This is a genomic window from Loigolactobacillus backii (assembly GCF_003946275.1).
GTDB lineage: Bacteria > Bacillota > Bacilli > Lactobacillales > Lactobacillaceae > Loigolactobacillus > Loigolactobacillus backii.
In genome coordinates this window covers 20,378-40,161 of sequence record NZ_RHNQ01000018.1, presented here as the reverse complement: position 1 = coordinate 40,161, position 19,784 = coordinate 20,378, and the positions used below count along the sequence as shown (strand labels likewise).

19 protein-coding genes are annotated in these 19,784 nt (G+C 42.6%); 3 read left to right on the top strand and 16 right to left on the bottom strand.

Features of this window, described 5'->3' with window-relative positions:
* Window positions 1-212: 212 nt before the first annotated feature.
* From plsX to EKM61_RS04875, 4 genes are all read right to left on the bottom strand, one after another.
* On the bottom strand, window positions 213-1,232 hold the full coding sequence (gene plsX, locus EKM61_RS04890) for a phosphate acyltransferase PlsX (protein ID WP_068223896.1): 1,020 nt from the start codon (window positions 1,230-1,232) through the stop codon (window positions 213-215).
* A gap of 12 nt (window positions 1,233-1,244) precedes the next feature.
* A complete protein-coding gene (gene recG / locus EKM61_RS04885) occupies window positions 1,245-3,293 on the bottom strand; it encodes an ATP-dependent DNA helicase RecG (RefSeq protein ID WP_068223893.1) in 2,049 nt (682 codons plus the stop codon).
* A 119-nt stretch (window positions 3,294-3,412) separates the two neighbouring features.
* Window positions 3,413-5,083 (bottom strand): DAK2 domain-containing protein, encoded by a 1,671-nt coding sequence (locus tag EKM61_RS04880; protein ID WP_068223891.1) that lies wholly within the window; start codon window positions 5,081-5,083, stop codon window positions 3,413-3,415.
* A 15-nt stretch (window positions 5,084-5,098) separates the two neighbouring features.
* Entirely contained in the window at window positions 5,099-5,461 is a 363-nt protein-coding gene (locus tag EKM61_RS04875; RefSeq protein ID WP_068223889.1) for an Asp23/Gls24 family envelope stress response protein, read from the bottom strand.
* 276 nt (window positions 5,462-5,737) lie between these two features.
* Between EKM61_RS04875 and EKM61_RS04870 the strand changes: the two genes are divergently transcribed.
* Both EKM61_RS04870 and rpmB read left to right on the top strand, forming a co-directional pair.
* A complete protein-coding gene (locus tag EKM61_RS04870; RefSeq protein ID WP_068223885.1) occupies window positions 5,738-6,196 on the top strand; it encodes a universal stress protein in 459 nt (152 codons plus the stop codon).
* A 126-nt stretch (window positions 6,197-6,322) separates the two neighbouring features.
* The gene (rpmB, locus tag EKM61_RS04865; RefSeq protein ID WP_068223881.1) at window positions 6,323-6,508 is read left to right on the top strand and encodes a 50S ribosomal protein L28; all 186 of its coding nucleotides are present in this window, start codon (window positions 6,323-6,325) and stop codon (window positions 6,506-6,508) included.
* Between the two features lie 56 nt (window positions 6,509-6,564).
* Here rpmB and EKM61_RS04860 read toward each other — a convergent pair whose 3' ends face one another.
* From EKM61_RS04860 to EKM61_RS04805, 12 genes are all read right to left on the bottom strand, one after another.
* A complete protein-coding gene (locus tag EKM61_RS04860) occupies window positions 6,565-7,227 on the bottom strand; it encodes a thiamine diphosphokinase (RefSeq protein ID WP_068223878.1) in 663 nt (220 codons plus the stop codon).
* On the bottom strand, window positions 7,214-7,882 hold the full coding sequence (gene rpe / locus EKM61_RS04855) for a ribulose-phosphate 3-epimerase (RefSeq protein ID WP_068223875.1): 669 nt from the start codon (window positions 7,880-7,882) through the stop codon (window positions 7,214-7,216). The genes EKM61_RS04860 and rpe overlap by 14 nt, the downstream gene beginning before the upstream one ends.
* Window positions 7,882-8,784: a ribosome small subunit-dependent GTPase A gene (rsgA, locus tag EKM61_RS04850; protein WP_068223872.1), complete on the bottom strand. Its 903-nt coding sequence runs from the start codon at window positions 8,782-8,784 to the stop codon at window positions 7,882-7,884. Before rsgA ends, rpe begins: the two co-directional genes overlap by 1 nt.
* Window positions 8,785-8,946: 162 nt before the next feature.
* Window positions 8,947-10,908 (bottom strand): Stk1 family PASTA domain-containing Ser/Thr kinase, encoded by a 1,962-nt coding sequence (gene pknB, locus EKM61_RS04845; protein WP_068223870.1) that lies wholly within the window; start codon window positions 10,906-10,908, stop codon window positions 8,947-8,949.
* On the bottom strand, window positions 10,905-11,651 hold the full coding sequence (locus EKM61_RS04840) for a Stp1/IreP family PP2C-type Ser/Thr phosphatase (protein WP_068376971.1): 747 nt from the start codon (window positions 11,649-11,651) through the stop codon (window positions 10,905-10,907). The genes pknB and EKM61_RS04840 overlap by 4 nt, the downstream gene beginning before the upstream one ends.
* 5 nt (window positions 11,652-11,656) lie before the next feature.
* Window positions 11,657-13,009 carry a 16S rRNA (cytosine(967)-C(5))-methyltransferase RsmB gene (gene rsmB / locus EKM61_RS04835; protein WP_068376975.1) on the bottom strand — a complete coding sequence of 451 codons (1,353 nt, stop codon included), beginning with the start codon at window positions 13,007-13,009 and terminating at the stop codon, window positions 11,657-11,659.
* On the bottom strand, window positions 12,999-13,949 hold the full coding sequence (gene fmt / locus EKM61_RS04830) for a methionyl-tRNA formyltransferase (protein ID WP_068223859.1): 951 nt from the start codon (window positions 13,947-13,949) through the stop codon (window positions 12,999-13,001). The genes rsmB and fmt overlap by 11 nt, the downstream gene beginning before the upstream one ends.
* An 84-nt stretch (window positions 13,950-14,033) precedes the next feature.
* Window positions 14,034-16,445, bottom strand: coding sequence for a primosomal protein N' (gene priA / locus EKM61_RS04825; protein WP_068223855.1), 2,412 nt, complete (start codon window positions 16,443-16,445; stop codon window positions 14,034-14,036).
* A 24-nt stretch (window positions 16,446-16,469) separates the two neighbouring features.
* A complete protein-coding gene (gene coaBC / locus EKM61_RS04820; protein ID WP_068280417.1) occupies window positions 16,470-17,672 on the bottom strand; it encodes a bifunctional phosphopantothenoylcysteine decarboxylase/phosphopantothenate--cysteine ligase CoaBC in 1,203 nt (400 codons plus the stop codon).
* Between the two features lie 432 nt (window positions 17,673-18,104).
* On the bottom strand, window positions 18,105-18,359 hold the full coding sequence (gene rpoZ, locus EKM61_RS04815; protein ID WP_068223851.1) for a DNA-directed RNA polymerase subunit omega: 255 nt from the start codon (window positions 18,357-18,359) through the stop codon (window positions 18,105-18,107).
* A complete protein-coding gene (gene gmk, locus EKM61_RS04810; RefSeq protein WP_068223850.1) occupies window positions 18,356-18,979 on the bottom strand; it encodes a guanylate kinase in 624 nt (207 codons plus the stop codon). Before gmk ends, rpoZ begins: the two co-directional genes overlap by 4 nt.
* Window positions 18,980-19,048: 69 nt before the next feature.
* The gene (locus EKM61_RS04805) at window positions 19,049-19,276 is read right to left on the bottom strand and encodes a YdbC family protein (RefSeq protein ID WP_068223848.1); all 228 of its coding nucleotides are present in this window, start codon (window positions 19,274-19,276) and stop codon (window positions 19,049-19,051) included.
* A gap of 155 nt (window positions 19,277-19,431) precedes the next feature.
* Between EKM61_RS04805 and EKM61_RS04800 the strand changes: the two genes are divergently transcribed.
* On the top strand, window positions 19,432-19,752 hold the full coding sequence (locus tag EKM61_RS04800) for a hypothetical protein (RefSeq protein WP_068223846.1): 321 nt from the start codon (window positions 19,432-19,434) through the stop codon (window positions 19,750-19,752).
* Window positions 19,753-19,784: the final 32 nt, after the last annotated feature.

The following is a 19,784-nucleotide window of genomic DNA, read 5'->3' as shown; positions in this document are numbered from 1 at the left end:
CCTTTGGTTTTCGCAACTATCACCATTTAGTTTCACGGATCAAACTACAACAAATGCGCACCAAACCAAATAAAAAAACAGCATTAGAAGTTGCCTAACTTCTAACACTGTAAAATTGGCTATCAACAGGATTTGACAGAGAGCCGAAAAATTCTAAATGGCTGAAGTTCATAAGTAGTTTACTGTTTTTCAAACAACTTGTCTAGTCAAACTTATTTATTTTCCGGATGCTTTTCTAATTGATGCTTGCCAAAATAGTCCACTACATCAGTGACAACATTATTTTGCACCATGTCGCGAATTTGACTAACCGTGTAATAGACGGCATCTGGTGAGGCCGTCCCGTGAGTTTTAACCACTGGAGCCTGCAAACCTAGTAATACAGCTCCACCATAACGTGAATAATCAAAGGCATCCCGCATCGTATTTAAACTTGGCTTTAACAGGAGCCCACCAAGTTTACCCCGAGTGCCACTGGCCATGATTGTCTTTTTAAGTAAACGCATAATCGCCATTGCTGTACCTTCCATTGATTTCAAAGCCGCGTTACCAGTAAAACCATCCGTTACAACAACGTCCGCCGCACCGTTTAATAATTCACGTGCTTCGATGTTTCCAACGAAATTCAAATCAGGATTGGCCGCCAAGAGTTGATAGGCCGCTTTATGCACCAAATCACCTTTTTCAGGCTCCGTGCCATTATTTAATAACGCAATCCGGGGATTATCAATTTGGCGCATATTTTTAGCGTAATAGTTACCTAATACCGCATACTGGTAAAGATTATCTGGTTTTGTATCAGCGTTAGCACCAATATCCAAGATATTGAACTGGCCATCATTCTTAAAATCAGGCAAGGTCGGCATTAAGCCTGGCCGATCAATTCCTTTAATTCGGCCAATAATAAATAACCCAGAGGCCAATAGCGCCCCAGTACTCCCCGCTGAAAAAATTGCGTCAGCTTTGCCAGCTTTAACCGCCTGGGCAGCAACAACCATCGACGCATCCTTTTTACGACGGACGGCGCGAACTGGCTCTTCGGTATCTAAAATCTCTTCCGTTGTGGGAACAACCGTTAATCTTGTTTCCGACTTGATTTCAGCGCGAATTTTCTTTTCGTCACCGTATAACTGAAACTCAATATCAGGAAATTTATCCCGGGCACGTTCAACGCCCTCAATAATTGTCTTGGGTGCGTTGTCGCCGCCCATCGCATCAACTGCTAATTTCATTATAAACGCCTCTCAATCTAAGTTCTGGTAAGCCTTAGTTTCATGTTCCAAATAGTCCTTCAGTTGTTCATTGGCCGATAAATCTAAGTTATTATTCGTTAATAATTTTTGTGCTTCCAGTTGTGCCGTCTCTAAAACCGCAAAGTCAGCGACCGGATCACCAACTTTGAATTCGGGCATGCCGGACTGCTTTTCACCAAGAACGTCCCCGGGTCCCCGTAATTCTAAATCTTTTTGCGAAACTTTAAACCCATCGTTAGTTTCCGTCATGACTTGCATTCGTTCAATTCCAGTTTGATTTTTGGGATCAGCAACTAAAATACAGAAAGAGGCAGCCTTCCCCCGCCCAATTCGGCCGCGCAACTGGTGAAGTTGCGATAGGCCAAAACGATCAGCATCAAAAATTAACATGGTCGTCGCATTAGGAACATCAACACCAACTTCAATTACTGTTGTCGCCACAAGAACTTGAAAATCATTGGCCTTAAAATCAGCCATTACCGACTCTTTTTCGTCGGCCTTCATTTGCCCATGAAGTAAGCCAACCCGGTAAGTTGGTTCAAAGGCCAATTGCATATTCTGGTAGATTTCTTGCGCGTTCTTTAAATCCATACTTTCCGATTCTTCGATTAAGGGTGTAATGACGTAGGCCTGGTTATGCTTGGCCAATTCTTTTTGCATAAAAGTTAGTGCATTAGGAACCTGGTTACTACGAATCCAAGAGGTTTTAATCGGAATTCGCCCGGCCGGCAGCTCGTCAATTGTTGAAACATCCATTTCTCCAAAGGCCGTGATTGCTAAAGTACGCGGGATCGGCGTGGCCGTCATTGCCAAAATATCAGGCCGGTAACCCTTTTCTCGTAAAATCCGCCGCTGATTTACCCCAAAACGGTGTTGCTCATCAGTAATTGCTAACCCTAAATCGGAAAAATCAACGCCCTTTTGGATTAATGCGTGCGTTCCGATAATCATCTGAACGGTTCCAGCAGCAAGACCAGCTAAAATTTCTTTCCGGACCTTAGTTTTAGTTGAACCAGTTAACAGCACAATTTTGACGTTAAACGGCGCAAATAACTTGGTCAAGTTCTTGTAGTGCTGTTCCGCCAAAATTTCGGTTGGTGCCATCAAGGCCGCCTGCAGTCCAGCAGTAACCGCGGCGTACATCACAATTGCAGCCACGATCGTTTTCCCACTACCAACATCACCTTGCAGTAGTCGATTCATGTGTTTCGTTGATTTTAAATCACGACAAATCTCGTTAACAACTCGCTTTTGGGCGTTGGTTAATTCAAACGGTAAGGTCTTAATAAAGGCCCGTAACTTCTGATTATCATAAGCAACCACCATGCCCTCTTGCGGCGCCTGTTCACGCTGCTTAACTAACTGCATTGTCATTTGAAACAAAAAGAACTCTTCGAAAATAGCGGTTCGCCGGGCGGCATTTGCTTCTTGCTGTGTTTTTGGAAAATGCATTCCGGCAATTGTCGCTTTTTCGGAAAGTAATCGGTACTTTTGTTGCAATGCGGCCGGAATAATATCACTAATACAATCCTGGTAGCTTGTAAAAGCATCGCGAATAAGCTTTACCAGCGTACTCTGATGAATGTTCTTACTAACACTGTAAATAGACGCAAACGCTGGATTATTGGAATTTTTAACCGCCAGTACTTTCATGCCAGTCAAACTTTTTCGCTTGGCGTCCCACTTACCATAGATTGCAATTTCGGCGCCGGTCACAAATTTATCCTTAAGCCATGGTTGGTTAAAGAAAGTGACTATGATTACATCGTGCTTAATTAAGAGCCGGACGTTTAACCGATTACGACCGCGGCCAAAACGACTCACAATTGCATCTGAGACGACGGTTCCTTTTAGCGTCACCTTTTCTTGATCGGCGGCCTCATTTAAATCAACAACTTTAAGATCTTCATAACGAAAGGGAAAATAATGTAATAAATCGGCGATTGTTGTAATTTTTAATTCGCTAAGAGCCTGCACACGTTTGGGACCAACTCCAGGCAAAACAGCAACGGAATCCTGCAAACTTTTTCCAACAACCATTATTTTCTCCTCTCTCCAAACAAAAACATGGGTTAAAAGACAATTAGTTTCTTGAATAAGCATCACTTAATCATCCAGAAATGTCCTTTAACCCACCATAACTTAACTATAAAATTTAATTATTCCACCGAAACTAAATACGGATAAACGGGCTGCCCACCATCGTGGATTTCCACTTCGATATCTTCATTAGCTTCCGTGATTTGATCAGCAATGGCCTGGGCTTCTTGTTTTGTACCACCTTCACCAACAAGAAGCGTCACAATTTCACTATCTTCATTTAGCATGGCCTGAATCATTTTTTGAGCGGCCTGCTGCCGATCTGGCTCTGAAATCTTGATTTTACCATCAATAATGCCCATAAAATCATCTTTATGAATTTCAAGCCCGTCGATGGTGGTATCGCGAATAGCCTTCGTCACTTGACCACTGATCACATCGGCCAAACTGGATTGCATATTAGTTTGATTCGTTTTTAGATCATCACCAGGATTGAAAGCAAGCAGTGAGGTCATTCCTTGGGAAATTGTTTTACTTGGCACAATTTCAACTGGAATTTCAACGACCTTTGCCGCTTCCTGGGCCGCTAATAAAATATTCCCATTATTTGGCAACACCAAAACTCGCTTAGCGTTAGCCTGCTTGATGGCCGCTACAATATCAGCCGTACTAGGATTCATTGTTTGACCACCACTTAAAATAACCGTGGCACCAAGACTCTTGAAGAGATCGCCAACACCTTTACCAGAAACAATTGCAACAATCCCATAATCAACTGGCTCAGCGGGCTCGTTTCTTTCTTCTTCATCGTGTTCCAAAATTGTTTCGTGCTGTAGGCGCATGTTATCAATCTTAATCTTCATCATTGAGCCAAACTGGTGGCCGTAATTTAACACCGTTCCTGGATGCTCAGTGTGAACGTGGACCTTAACAACCTCTTCATCATTAACAACTAATAATGAATTACCTAAGCCATCTAAATAATTGCGAAAATCGTCATAATTAAATTGCTTGGTTGCACCATCTTGGCCTAAACCGACCATCATTTCAGTGCAATAGCCGTACTCAATGTCATCGGTAGCAATTTGACTCTGAACGCTCTGATGATGCATGGCGTTAACCATCTCATCCATTTCACTTTCATCAGGGGTATAAACATCCTCGTTTTCTGCATCACCGGAGAGCCCTTCCAAAAAGCCCTCATAGACAAATACAAGCCCCTGGCCACCAGAATCAACCACACCAACTTCTTTTAAAACCGGCAATAAATCAGGTGTTTTAGCCAAAGATTCCTTAGCAGCAATGACCACCGCCCGCATAACTTCGGTGGCATCATCCGTTGTTTTAACGGTCTTATTTGCAGCCCGCGCAGCTTCACGGGCAACTGTTAGAATTGTCCCTTCGACTGGCTTCATTACAGCCTTATAGGCCGTCTCGACACCACTCATCAAGGCTTGGGTCAAATCTTGTGCGCTAAGCGTTGATTTGCCAGCCACACTTTTAGCAAAGCCACGGAAAAGCTGTGATGTAATGACACCAGAATTACCACGAGCGCCCATTAAAAGCCCCTTAGCAAGCGCCTGGGCAAGATCACCAACAGTTGTTACCTTGGCCTCATTAACCGCCTTAGCCCCACTGCCAAATGACAAACTCATATTTGTTCCAGTGTCACCATCAGGAACGGGAAAAACATTTAGTGAGTTAACAAAATCAGCATTCTTATTTAAACGGTGGGAGCCGATCCGCACCATATCTTGAAATTTTTCTGCTCTTATTTCAGTTACTTCCAAAACAGATCCTCCTCATTAATCGGCTAACACCCGGACACCTTGAACAAAAACATTCACGGAATTTGCCGAAACACCGAGCATTGTTTCTAAATTATACTTCACTTTATCTTGGACATTACGACAAACTTCTGAAATTTTAGTGCCATAACCAACAATAATGTAGACGTCAATTGCAACGCCATTTTCTTCTTGGCGAACAACAACCCCACGTGCGTAGTTTTCTTTTCTTAAAATATCATTTAAATTATCACGAATTTGATTTTTACTGGCCATACCGATAATGCCGTACACATCCGTTGCGGCACCACCAACAACCGTTGCAATGACCGTATTGGAAATATCAATCGTCCCGTATTGGGTCTTAATTCGAACAGCCATACTAAGTAACCTCCTTGAAAAACAATCTACACGATATTCTATCATAGCCCCCGTTTAAATAAAAGTCGGCCTGTTTTTCAATAATGCTAAATTCAAACGGGTAAACCAGCCATATTTGCAAATTACCTTACCAGTACTTTGCAGCTTAATTTAGCAGAAACGTGTTAAAAAAGCAAAATCAGCATCTTTTTAAGCACTTCCTAGCTTTATGCTGTCATCACACAAAGGCAAGCGGTATACTAACTTTAAGGTTTGAATTAGATGGGAGTGGTGACAATGGCACAGGCTTACCAAAATATTCTTGTTGCAATTGATGGATCAAAACAAGCACATAATGCTTTCTTACAAGCACTGCAAACTGCCCGCACAAATCACGGACATATCTTCTTACTGACAGTTCTCGATATTTGGAACGAGGACTACCACTATGATTTTAAAAAGAGTGAAGAGCGTGATAATTATACTGATCGACTAGTTAAAAAAACACAAAATCAACTAAATGGTTTAAAAGAAGAAGCCGCAAACTATGGCTTCACTGATCTCGATATTCATATTCGCTTTGGCAATCCTAAGACGGTCATTGCCCATGACTTTACCATTGATCATGCCGTTGATCTCATTCTGCTAGGCCCAACTGGTAAGGGTGTTGTTGCCCGGGCTCTAGTTGGTTCAACGGCAAGTTACGTTGTCCGTTCTGCAAGCTGTGATGTTCTCATTTCACATTTTGGCAATTAGCTAAGGTGCTGTCAAGCAAAATTACTTGAAAGAAATCTATTGCAATCATGGTCGGATTATGCTAAATTTATTCAAGTAAGTGTTTAATGAATAACCTTAAAAAGTTTCGGTAAAGGAGGCAATCTCATGGCAAAAGACTTTTTAACCGGACAAGGTACTAACTTCGGTAACAAACGTTCGCATGCGTTGAACCATAGCCGGCGTAACTGGAAACCTAATTTACAAAAAGTACGTATTTTAGTAGATGGTAAACCAAAACGCGTTTGGGTATCTGCACGTACTTTGAAATCTGGTAAAGTAACTCGCGTTTAAGCGATTAAAAAAGAGTTGGGGGAAATCCCAACTCTTTTTTTATTGGCGTAAAATATTTAATTTGCTTCATCCGAACTTTGAATCACACAAACAACCCCACTGCGAAACGAAAAGGTTGCCGAACGTTTCGTGAATTGGTTGCTGGCGTACATAATTGGTTGTGCAACGTCAGCATCACGCAAGCGGTATTTAGTGTCATACAACGTGAGACCCTTTACTGCCGTCAACGGCCCGAAACCTAAATAATGCTTATCAGGATCGCTAACAATTGAATGGACCCCTGGATTAAAAAAGCGAAAATTATTTTGCTTATCCACTAATTTAATTCGTTCAATAAACGGCAAAAATCGTGCCTCCAAAAGCATAAACAGATTATCAAGAAAATGATCTAACCGTCCGCCCGTCGCGCCGTAGATTACCACTTGTTGTGCGTGAAATTCCTGTAAGGCGAGTACCAGGGCCAATTCAGTATCGGTATCATCTTTATCAGTAACTGCCGTTCGAATATCCGCCACTTGCGCCTGAACTTGATTAAATTCCCGGGGAGAAAGTGAATCATAATCCCCCACCGCAATTTCAGGGATGATCCCCAAACGTAACAGGCGTAAAGTTCCCCGATCAGCACTAAGCCACTTTCCGGGAATCGCTAAGGGATTTTCCGTCAACTCTTGCGGCCATAAATCAGTTGGCCCACCAACCAATAAATTAATCCGCGTCATAGATGGCCACATTATTTTTTAAAGTTTGCAAACGGACGGCAGGATCGGCGGCCTCGTAGATGTAAGAGCCAGCGACGAAAACATCGGCACCTGCGGCCGCGCAAGTCTTGATCGTTTCTGCATTAATACCGCCATCAACTTCAATGTCAAAGTGATATTTATCATTCGTTTGCCGTAATTGATCTAGGCGCTTAACTTTAGCCAGCATATCTGGTAAAAACTTTTGTCCGCCAAAACCAGGATTCACGGTCATGACCAGCACCTGATCAACTAGCGGGAAAACATTCTTAATCAATTCAAGCGGTGTTCCTGGGTTAACGACCACCCCGGCTTTTAGGCCGGCCTCTTTAGTCATTTGAATTGCCCGGTAATAATGGGGTGTACTTTCCACGTGAATGGTTAATAAATCAGCGCCAGCCTGCGCAAAGTCCTTGATGTAGTTTTCTGGGTGCTCAATCATTAAATGGCAGTCCAAGGTTAACTTGGTGACTGGACGTAAAGCAGCAACGACACTAGGGCCAAACGTAATGTTGGGGACAAAATGGCCATCCATCACGTCAACGTGCAAGTAATCGGCGCCAGCGTTTTCAACTAATTTCACATCACGTGCCAAATTTGCAAAATCAGCACTTAAAATTGAAGGTGCAATTTTCATCAATATTTTCCTCCCTTACCGTACTTAGGCTTTTCAGCTTTTTTTTCTTCACGAAATTGCAAGTAGTTTTCATAACGGCTTTTTAAAATTGTTCCTGCTTCAACCTGGCGTTTAACTTCACAGCCAGGTTCCTTATCGTGCTGACATTCACGAAACTTACATAGTGGTGCTGCCTGCATAAATTCTGGGAAAAGTCGGCCTAACTCCTCCAAATCAATTTCTGCTAAGTTTAGTGCCGAAAATCCTGGTGTATCAGCTACTAGGCCGCCAAATAAGGGTAACAATTCAACGTGGCGCGTGGTATGTTTCCCCCGGGAGAGGCTTTCAGAAACGGCCGCCGTTTTTAAATTTAAATCCGGTGATATGTGGTTCAACAAGGTTGATTTTCCAGCACCTGATTGTCCTGTAAAAACAGTCAACTTATCCTTAAAATGGGCTGTCAATTCGGCGACACTTGTTTTAGCGTACGGTTCTCTCGCCACTAAAGTTGGGTAACCTAACTGCCGGTAATAAGCCAGCGTTGTTTGTAATTCCTGATAACGCGCCGGCGAAAGTAAATCGGTTTTGGTCAAATATATAATTGGCTTAATACCGTTAGCCTCTAAAGTAATTAGAAAGCGGTCCAATAAATTACTTGAAAAATCAGGCTTCACCGCCGAGGTCACCACAACCGCCTGATCGATATTAGCAACTGGTGGACGCACTAACTGATTTTTTCGCGGTAAAAGTTCCAGAACGTAACCTTCATTTAAGTTGGTACTTTCAAAACGAACGTAATCACCGACAAGTGGCGTTAAACCACGCTTGCGAAAATTGCCCCGGCCTCGCGTTTGAAACGTTTGTTGATCAGCGTAAACATAATAAAAACCGCTTAACGCCTTGCGAATTTGTCCTGTGGCCAAACTGTAACCTCCCTTTATTTAAAAAAGAGGCCGTTTCCGACCCCTCACAGGTAAACGGATTGTACATCTAAAAAGCAGTTTCTCCACTTAATTAATACTTGCCCAATTACGGAGTAGAAATTAAACGCTCTTTAGATACTTTCTAGTTTACCAAAGTTTAACTTATTTCGTTACATTATTGTTTTCACTTACCGTAGTCCCATCCCGAACAACTCGGTACTGACCGCTAGCCTCAGGTTTCAGCGTAAATGGTAATTTAAAAGTTGTTGTTTTAGTCATAACTGATTGCTGGTATACCGTTCCAATGTCGTGTGCATCATCGCCAATATAAATAACAACCTGATTACTACTCCCAGTGCTTTTATCGTAAGGAACAGTGACTTTTTCGGTAAAGCTGATGTCATTTGCAGGTTTTTGGCCTCGCGAAATTGTTACGATTAACTGATCTCCTGGTTGAGCGTACTTACCAGCAACAGGCTTTTGGGCCATAACCGCACCGGAACGAACTGAGTCAGAAAAGGCCGTCTTAAGCGTTAAATCAAGTCCCATACTACTGGCGTATTCTTGTGCGCTAGCCTGTGACCAATTAATCAAATTACTTAACCCAAAAGCCCCCTGTCCAGCACTAACCGTCAGCCTAACCGTTGTTTTTTCTGGTACAACATGGCTGCCGGCGGTAACGTTTTGGGTCATCACCACACCCTTGGCTGTAGCAGTAGAAGCGGTCACTGTTTGCTTAACTCGAAAACCTTTTTTTCGTAACTCTTTTGCCGCCGCCGAATAGGATTGTCCTGTGTAATCAACTACCCGCACCTTCGCTTTTCCTTGGCTAATAACCAAGCTAACCCGACTATTTCGCTTTACGTGTCCCTTAGGTGTTGAACGAATCACCCTACCATTAGTGATTTTTTGATCAGTTTGCCGCGTTGTTCTGCCTAACTGTAAATTTTTAGCGGCCAATCTTTTTTGCGCCTGAGTTTGCGTTAGCCCGACAACGTTCGGAACTTGTGTACTCATCATTTCTTGGTAAGCATAAACACCGCCACCTAATAGAATTAAAATTATAATCGCCAACAAGGCTAGTAATAGCGGTGTTCGCCGCTTTTGTTTCTGTTGCTGTAAAGCCGCCTTAGTTGCCGAATTATCGACTGGTTTCTTTTCTTCAGTATGATGTTTCGCTGTGTACGTCGTGACGTCACCCTCATCTTTGGGCAACCGATCGTTCAACTGTGAAATCGGCGTGATCACTTTTGTTTCCTCTTGATCAATTTCAGGCTTAAACTTCGCTTCAGCCGCCCGATCTACATTCAAACTTGTTTTCAAATCAGCAGCCATTTCGGAAACGTCCGCGTAGCGTTCTATTGGAACTTTGGCCGTCGCCTTCAAGACAACATTCTCTAGTGATTGGGGAATATTATGATCAAATTCGCGAACGGAGGGAATTTGATTTTGAAAATGTTTTAAGGCGATACTGACAGCAGTTTCACCCTCGAAAGGAACCTTACTGGTTAACATTTCGTACAAAATAATGCCCAATGAATAAATATCGGAACGCTTGGTTGCAATACTGCCCCGAGCCTGTTCAGGTGACAAATAGTGAACCGAACCCAGCATTGAATTAGTCTGAGTAATTGAATTCTCCGACAAGGCCACCGCAATTCCAAAATCCGTAATTTTCACTTGACCGGTTTCATCAACTAAAATATTTTGCGGCTTTAAGTCACGGTGAATTATCCCGTGGGCGTGAGCCTCACCAACCGCGGCCAAAATGGCTAACATCATTTTAATGACCTGGGGGTAAGCGATGGGAAAATTACGGGCAATGTAGCGTTTTAAGTCGGTTCCTTTAACGTATTCCATTACGATATACTGCATGCCACTATCTTCGCCAACGTCGTAAACCTCAACGATATTCGGGTGAACTAACTCAGTTGACGCTAATTCTTCCCGTTGAAAACGACGAATTGTGTCAGGATCGTTCTGCAAATCTAAACGCAGAATTTTAATGGCGACATCGCGATCAAGAATTAAATCCCGCGCCAAATAAACGTTAGCCATCCCGCCTTCACCAATTGGCTTACGGATCTCGTAACGACCATCTATTTTATAGCCATCTTCCATCATCGGCTCTTCACCTCACGATCCTCAAAGAGTAGCAAGGCAGTAATATTATCTAATCCACCGGCCGCGTTCGCCTGTTTAATCAACTGATCACATTTTGCTTGTAGGCTAAGCTCACTTGCCAATACCGCCGTAATTTCATCATCACTGACCATGTTAGTCAGACCATCAGAACAGAGCAAAATATAATCACCGTACTGTGACTGCCGAACAGTCACATCCGCATCGGCCTCCGCAGAAACACCTAACGTTCGGGTAATAATATTTTTTTGCGGGTGATGGCGGGCGGCTTCTTTACTAATTTCCCCGTGCTTAACTAACTCATTAACCAAAGAATGATCTTCAGTCAATTGAGCTAACTTGCCGTTTCGGTATAAATAAGCACGACTATCCCCAATGTTGGCAATAATATATTCATTTTGAAAGTAAATAACGGCAACAAAAGTAGTTCCCATACCACTAAGATCAACGTACTGCTGGGATTTTGTTAAGATATGTTGATTTTCTTTTTGTAACTCCGTGACTAACCAAGAAACGATTGGTTCAACTTTTTTAAAGGTTGTTTGTTCAAAATCATATCCAATATGTAAAACGGCCATTGCCGAAGCAACGTCACCGCCTAAATGACCACCCATACCATCCGCAACAATCGCAAAATGAACGCCGGAGCGATTTTGATAAACACTGACATAATCCTCATTATTTGGTCGTTTTTGACCCACATCCGTCCGATAGGCAAACTTCATGAAAACTACCTCGTTTTTCGCTGTAGACAGCAGATAAAGAAACCATCCGTTCGGTAATCGTCTGGATAAAGCTTCATATATGGTTCCGTTTCAACCGTTAAGTCATAATCAGTTTTAACCGGAATTAAGTCAAATTCTGGGTGCTGCTGTCTAAATTTTTCAATAACCTGCTGATTTTCTTCATCAACAATTGTACACGTACTGTAGGTCAAAATACCACCGATTTTTACCTTCTTGGCAACACTATTTAAAATAGCCAATTGAATCTTTTTAAGGTTCTGTAAGTCGGCCTCACTACGAGCATACTTAATTTCAGGTTTACGCCGCAACAAGCCAAGCCCAGAACAAGGTGCATCAACCAAAATCCGATCAAACTGCTCATCAGCAAATTTACTGTGTACATCCCGCGCATCCATTGCCTGGGCCGAAACAACATCAGAAACGTGCAACCGATTAGCATTTTCTTCAATCAAACGAACCTTATTAGCGTGTAAATCCAAAGCAGTCACGTGAACGCCCGCCCCAGCATTTAGATAAGTTGCAATATGTGTGGTTTTCCCACCAGGCGCTGCACAAGCATCTAGAACTTGTTGATTCGGTTTAAGTTGCATACTAGCTGCCACCAACATGGAACTTTCGTCCTGTACTGTATACTGGCCAGCCTCAAAAGCGGCCGTCCCAGCAAAGAAACCACCTTGACTCACCAAACCAACGGGGGTTAAATGGCTTGGCTCTACCTGTAGATCAACCTCCGCCAATTCAGTTTGTAATTTTTCGGCGTTAGTCACCCGCGTATTAACCCGAATTGACGCTGTTGGTGGTTCGTTAATGTGTTCCAAAATTGCCAAGGTCTTCGCCTGGCCTAATTCCGTTTGTAGCTTCTTAACTAGCCAGACCGGCAAACTATATTTGATACTCATTTGTTCGTCAGCATCCGCTATTTCCGTAAGATCACGCAAACCAGTTCGTTGAATATTACGTAAAATGGCCGTCACCAAACCAGCAGTTCCCTGATTTCCACGATTTTTAGCAATTTCGGTTGCTTCATAAAAAATAGCCCGGTTAGGAATTTTATCTAGATAAGTCATTTGGTAAACGGAAAGCCGTAATACCTGCCGTACCCAGTGTTCTAACTGCTGTGGCTTTTTTATAAATGGTGCTAACCAATAATCTAAAGTTAGCCGGTGTTGAATAACCCCGTAAACTATATTAGTCAGTAAACCCGCATCACTTGAATTCAGGCGTACTCGATCAAGCACTTGATCGAGGGCAATATTTGCGTAACTACCCTCTTTTTCAACTCGCTCTAAGATATCCACTGCTAAATAACGTGGTGTTTGCTTTAATTTATTTGCCATCGAATAATTGTTGTCCTTCCTTAATACCATGCCCAATACCGTTTAAAAAGGCCGTTATTGGCATTCGTGCTTTACCTGCTGGCTGAATTTCATTAACGGCAAAGACACTTCCCGCCCCAGCAGCAAGCGTTAATTGGTGCTTTGTCACTGTAACAACACTTCCTGGTGCCTGGGTCGTTTTTTCTGCTAAAGGTGCCACCGACCATAATTTAGTTCGCTTACCTAACATCATAACATAAGCACCTGGTTCTGGACGCAAGGCCCGAACTTGGCAATCAATTTGGTGCGCCGTATTTTCTAAATTAATTTCTTCTTGCTCTGGTTTGATGTTTGGGGCAAAGGTTACTTTAGCAGAATCTTGAACTTGCGGCGTTATCTTCCCGGCCAGGAAATCTGGTAACGTCGTACGTAAAAGCCGTTCGCCCACTACACTAAGTTTGGCAAACAAACTACCACTATCATCCGTGGCTTCAATTGGTAAACGTTCCTGGCGTAAAATATCACCTGCATCCATCTTCATCACCATCTTCATAATGGTCACGCCGGTTTCTTTTTCACCGTTTAAAAGTGAATACTGAATCGGAGCACCACCGCGATATTTTGGTAACAACGAGGCGTGCACATTTAAGGCCGCAATTTTTGGTGCCGCAAGCACACTCTTAGGTAAAAATTGACCAAAAGCGGCCGTAACAATCAAATCTGGTGCCAGGTCAATAATTCGTTGTGCCTCGGGGCTACCGCTTAATTTTTCCGGCTGCAGTACCTCTAATTGATGTTCCAAAGCAACTCGTTTTACCGGGGATGGTGTCAGTACATGCTTCCGACCAACTGGGCGATCTGGTTGCGTGACAACGGCCAAAACTGCGTAACCTTGTTTTAGCAAACTTTCTAAAATTGGAGCCGAAAATTCTGGAGTACCCATAAATACAATTGACGTCAAATTTAACTCCTCCTTAATTCTTCAATGTTAATCTACACTTCACCCGGAAGTTTGTTCGTATGATCCGCTTTGCCATACTTCTTTTTAAATAAAACTCAGCGGCTCACGATCGATTGAGATCTGAATTCCCTTTTTGGTTTCCTGATTGTCTTGCATTATTTTTGTTAATTCAGCGTTTAGGTTGGGTTCATTTTTATATTTGATCACCATTTGGTAGTAATAACGCCGGTTAACTCGTGCAATGGCCCGTGGTGTTGGGCCTAAAATAATCGCTTTTTTGGATAAAACTGGTTTTAATTGATTCATTAATTGAAAAATTTTCTTTGCGGCCAAATTTTCTTCTTCATGGCTGGCCGTTAGCAAAATAGTGAAATAATAAGGCGGGTAATTGCCTTGATGCCGTAACGTCATTTCTCGCTTGTAAAAACCTTCGTAGTCATGATGCCGGGCCAATTGAATAGCGTAGTGTTCCGGATTATAAGTCTGTACAACTACTTCACCCTTCTTATCGGCCCGCCCAGCACGACCGCTGACCTGGGTTAATAACTGGAAAGTTCGTTCACTGGCCCGAAAATCAGGCAGACCCAAAGCCGTATCCGCATTTAAGACTCCAACTAAAGTGACATCAGGAAAATCAAGCCCTTTAGCGATCATCTGTGTTCCAAGTAAAATATCGGCATCATGCTGGCCAAACTGATTTAAGATTTTTTCATGGGCACCCTTGCGCCGAGTTGTGTCAATATCCATTCGTAAGATGCGGGCAGTTGGTAATAGTTCCTTTAGCTCCGCTTCAACTTTTTGGGTGCCGGTACCATAATAACGTATTTTATGACTGTGACAGTTTGCGCACACCTTGGGGATTGCTTCTTCGTGCCCACAATAATGGCATTTCATTGAATGGGTATCCATGTGTAACGTTAATGAAATATCACAATTAGGACATTTCAAAACAAAACCACAATCCCGGCACATCACGAATGACGAAAAGCCACGGCGATTAAGCATCAAAACACTTTGTTCATGTCTAATCAGCCGTTGCCGAATTTGCGTCAACATTAACTCAGAAAAATTACCTTCAGTTGTCTTCTTCAATTCATTTTTCATATCAACAACGGTTACTTCTGGCATAGGCCGATCATTCACTCGGTGTTTCAGGCGAATTAAGTGGTAAACGCCCTTTTGTGCACGCGCCCGGGATTCCAATGAAGGCGTTGCACTGCCTAAAATCACAGGGCAATTGTGATACTTGGCCCGCCATAAGGCCACATCCCGGGCATTGTACCGGGGCATATCATCTTGTTTATAACTTGTCTCATGTTCTTCGTCCATAATAATTACACCTAAATGACTTAACGGTGCAAAAACAGCCGATCGTGCTCCTACAACCACTTGGGCCTCTTGGCGCTCAATTCGGCGCCATTCATCGTAGCGCTCACCAGTCGACAAACCACTATGCAACATTGCCACTCGCTCACCAAAGCGGCCCTTAACGCGATTAACCATTTGGGGCGTTAAGGCAATTTCTGGAACTAACATTAACGCCGTTTTACCAAGCTTTAGCGCATCCTGAATCACTTGCAAATAGATTTCAGTTTTGCCACTCCCAGTTACACCTTCAACTAAGTAAACCTCGTTTTGGCTTTCTTTAACCGCTTGACTAATTTGTGTGACGGCGGCCGCTTGTTCTGCAGTTAAAACTCGTGGCCGTGTGTGTTCAACTGTATGGCCAGCGTAGGGATCACGGTATTGCTCAATCGCAACCTCCTTGAACCAGCCTTTCTTTGCTGCTGTCCGTAATGTCTCGCGTGATACCGCAACAGCCGCCAACACTTGCTGGTAGGCAATTGCCTCCGTTTGGCCTGCAACTGAGGTCAAATAAGCCAACAATAAAGCCTGCTTTTTGGCAGACTTGGTTAAATTGGCTTTTAATGCTTCACATTCGGCCACTGATTTAGTTGGCAACAATCCTTTAAGCATTTTTTTATGCGCACGATTATTAACGTGGTAAACAATTTCAACTTGCTGCTCTTTTTGTAACTGTAATAATTTATGGGCCGAAGTTAAATTAGTTGCCTCTGAAAAAGGAATTTCTTGTTTACCTTGAAATAATTCAGTCGCTAATTTAGGGTCAGCAGTTGGTTCCAGGCGAACCGTTTTTTCGTAGCTAGCCTTCATGACACTTGGCAACATGGTTTGTAAACAACTAATCCAAAAAGCAAACGTTGATTGGGCCAACCACTGCGACAATTGTAGTAATTCATGGTTGAGCACTGGCCGCAAATCAACTACCGCAACGATTTCTTTTAAAGTACCTTCAAAAGAACTTTGATCGGTAATCGCAACAACGAAACCTTGCAACTGACGTTTACCGAAAGGAACGACAACTCGCATTCCGGGACTGATTTGCTTGGTTAAACTAGCTGGAATTGCGTAATCAAAAGGTCGATTAGTCTGCATTGTCGGAACATCCACAATTACCTCTGCTATTTGCGTCACCATTGGCCCTCCTCTCGTTTAGATCTAATTTAACTTCAAATCTTCTACTGCTTGTGCCAAAATCTCCCGGGCAATAACATGTTTATCTGCTAACGGCAAATCAAGCGGCCCTTGATTTGGTCGGAAAATAGTCACTTTATTCGTACTAACGTTAAAACCTGCATTACGATTGGAAACATCGTTGGCAACGATCATATTTGCTTTTTTGGCAGTTAATTTTCCTTGGGCATATTCAGCAATATTCTGCGTTTCTGCAGCAAAACCAATTAAGTATTGTTGTTGTTTATTCTGCCCAAGTGTCGCCAAAATATCCGGCGTTTTTTCTAATTCTAAAGTTAAAGTTACCGCCGTTTTCTTTATTTTTTCTTTAGCAACCTGTTTAGGCCGATAATCCGAAACGGCTGCGGCCATAATAACAATTGCGGCCGTTTTAAACTGTGCCTGAACCGCCTGACTCATTTGTGCCGCAGTTTCCACCGAAATAAGCATTATTCCAGTTGGTGCACTTAGATTTGTCTTTGCACTAATTAAGATTACTTCAGCCCCCAGATCACGCGCAGCTTCCGCCAAGGCATAACCCATTTTACCGGATGAATCATTCCCAATAAAACGAACTGGATCTAACCGTTCACGGGTCCCTCCAGCCGTAATAATAACTTTTTTACCCTGCAATGGTAATTGTTGTGGATTAGATTTATGCGCAACGTAGTCCGCAATTTCATGCGGCTCTGGCAAGCGTCCCTTACCAGAGTAACCTTCAGCAAGAAAACCGACGGCTGGATCAATCACATCAAACCCATCCTGCTGCAATTGGGCCAAATTACGGGCTACCGCCGAATTTGCCAACATATGCACGTTCATTGCTGGTGCAATATATTTTGGCGCAACCGTAGCCAATAATGCAGTTGTTACAAAATCGTCCGCAATCCCATTGGCTAATTTACCAATAACATCTGCTGTAGCCGGTGCAATGATCGCGATATCCGTCCAATCAGCCAAAGCAATATGAGCCACCTCAGCCGCATCTTCTTGTTTAAAACGATCCGTATAAACAACGTGTTTACTCAACACTTGAAAGGTGAGTGGAGTTACAAAAGCGGTTGCTCCCTCGGTTTCGGCCACACGAACTTCTGCGCCACGGCGAATTAATTCTCGCACTAAAGAAGCCGCCTTATAAGCTGCAATTCCACCGGTAACGTATAACGCAATATGTTTTCCTGCTAACAATTGTAGTTCCTCCACTTCTTCATCGATCAACTTAGACTACGTTTAGGTTAGTTTTTCCTTGTTTAGTGCAAGCGTGTTTGAAAAAAACGTTTGCTAGTATCTTCTGAACTAATTTAGTGTAAACCCGTGAAAAAAACTGCCTACAGTTACCTGGTTTCAACTTGGCGAGTTTTGCCATAGTTGAATGGACAACAAATGGCACAGTAAGCTGGTTAGCGTTTTGAGCCGCGACTCGGACCTTATTTTTTCTTAGTCCGATCGACAACGTCAGCGAAGCTAGTAATAAGTCTCAATTGCGAAATAGAATCTGAACGCTTTTTCAAAGACTCCCAAATTCCACTGCCTATAATTGTAGCAGAAAACAACTAAAATAGCTTTGCGCCTGCCACAAAAAAAGGACAGGAATTTTCCTGACCTTCAAGTTGATATTAATTATTTATCGTGCTTATTTTCTTCGTCAATTGCTTCTGCTTCCCGTTCAGTCATTTGTGAAGCCGGATCAATGATAACGTCACCTTCGGCAATTTCTTCTAAGGCTTGGCCCACCGTTTGTGGTGACCGATATTCCGGTAGCATCTTTAAAGCACCAGCTTCAATTTCATGGGCACGCTTAGCCGCTAAAACTGCCAACGAATAACGTGAATCAACTTTTTCCAATAATTTATCAATTGAGGGATATAAAATCATTTTTCAACCGCTCCAATCATTTTTTCATATTGCGTCATAACTCGTTTTACACGCAAATGTTCACTTTCAATAATATTCTCAATTCGTTTAACCGCAAGGAAAACTCGGTCGTTAACTACGGCATAATCGTATTGCTGCATCATTTTAATCTCTTCCACAGCCTTAACCATCCGTTTATTAATTGTTTGGCTATCTTCAGAGCCACGTCCCTTAATTCGTTCTTTGAGAGAAGATAAATCAGGTGGTGTTAGGAAAATAAAAACACCGTCTGGACATTTTTCACGAACCTGCATTGCACCGTTGACTTCAATTTCTAAAAAAACATCCTTACCAGAGTCCAACGTTTGATTAACGTACTTCAACGGTGTCCCGTAATAATGATCGACGTATTGAGCATACTCGAGCATGCCGTCAGTCGCAATCTCGTGTTTAAACTCCTGCTCACTACGAAAATAATAGTCCACGCCATCAACTTCTCCAGGTCGTGGCTTTCGGGTTGTCATCGACACTGAGTAGACAAAATCTCGTTTCTTATTATCACGAAACATTGCCTTACGAACAGTTCCTTTACCAACGCCCGATGGCCCAGACAGCACAATTAACATTCCACGCGTTGCCATTAGCTTACTTCTCCTTCTTCCTTAAACGTATTAAATTTCATTTTGCACTTTTTTTCAACTTTTTTCAAGTTATTCATTAACCATACCAACAAGGATTTCACGTAAAGATGCCACTTCGTCGTTAGTTAAAGTAATGCCCTTGCCCATTTTTGCGTGGTCAGGTGCCCAATCGCGCAAATCAAACTTGGGTGGCCGACCATTCCAACTAATTAAATTAAGTTCTTTCGTCCAACCACTTTTATTGCTACTTAGGGTGCCAATCGTTTCTTCAATTTCAAAATTAATTTGGTTAGCCAATTTACGGTGCCTCCCAGAATTTTATTGAGATAAGTTTAACATGCTTCAAAGCCTGGCGTCACTATAAAACACAATTAAATTATAAAGAGCAGTTGCTTTTTTTGAACATTTGTTCGTATAATGATGATACAAACAAACGTTCGGAGGCAATTAAAATGGAAATAAAACAAGTTAGATTAAGGGCTTTAGGTTCGCGGATTCAAACTTCCTACAATAAGTTGCTAACCCCTGAGGATCAATTAAACTTAGCCGCAAAACCGCAAATGCCTCTCTTTCAAATCAACTACTACTTAAAACAAGTCCTCACGCGCAAACAACTAGTCACCGTCCAGTTTAATGATTTTGATCACGGTGGTCAGGCGGCCATGACGGGTTACTTTAATCAGCGCGGTCACATTACATTTTTTACTAGCCTCGATCAAAAATTAATTCATTTAGTTACTGCTAATGCCATTCGCTATATCGAACTCGCTTAAATTACGATTGCAGCAGAGATTGTTACAATAAT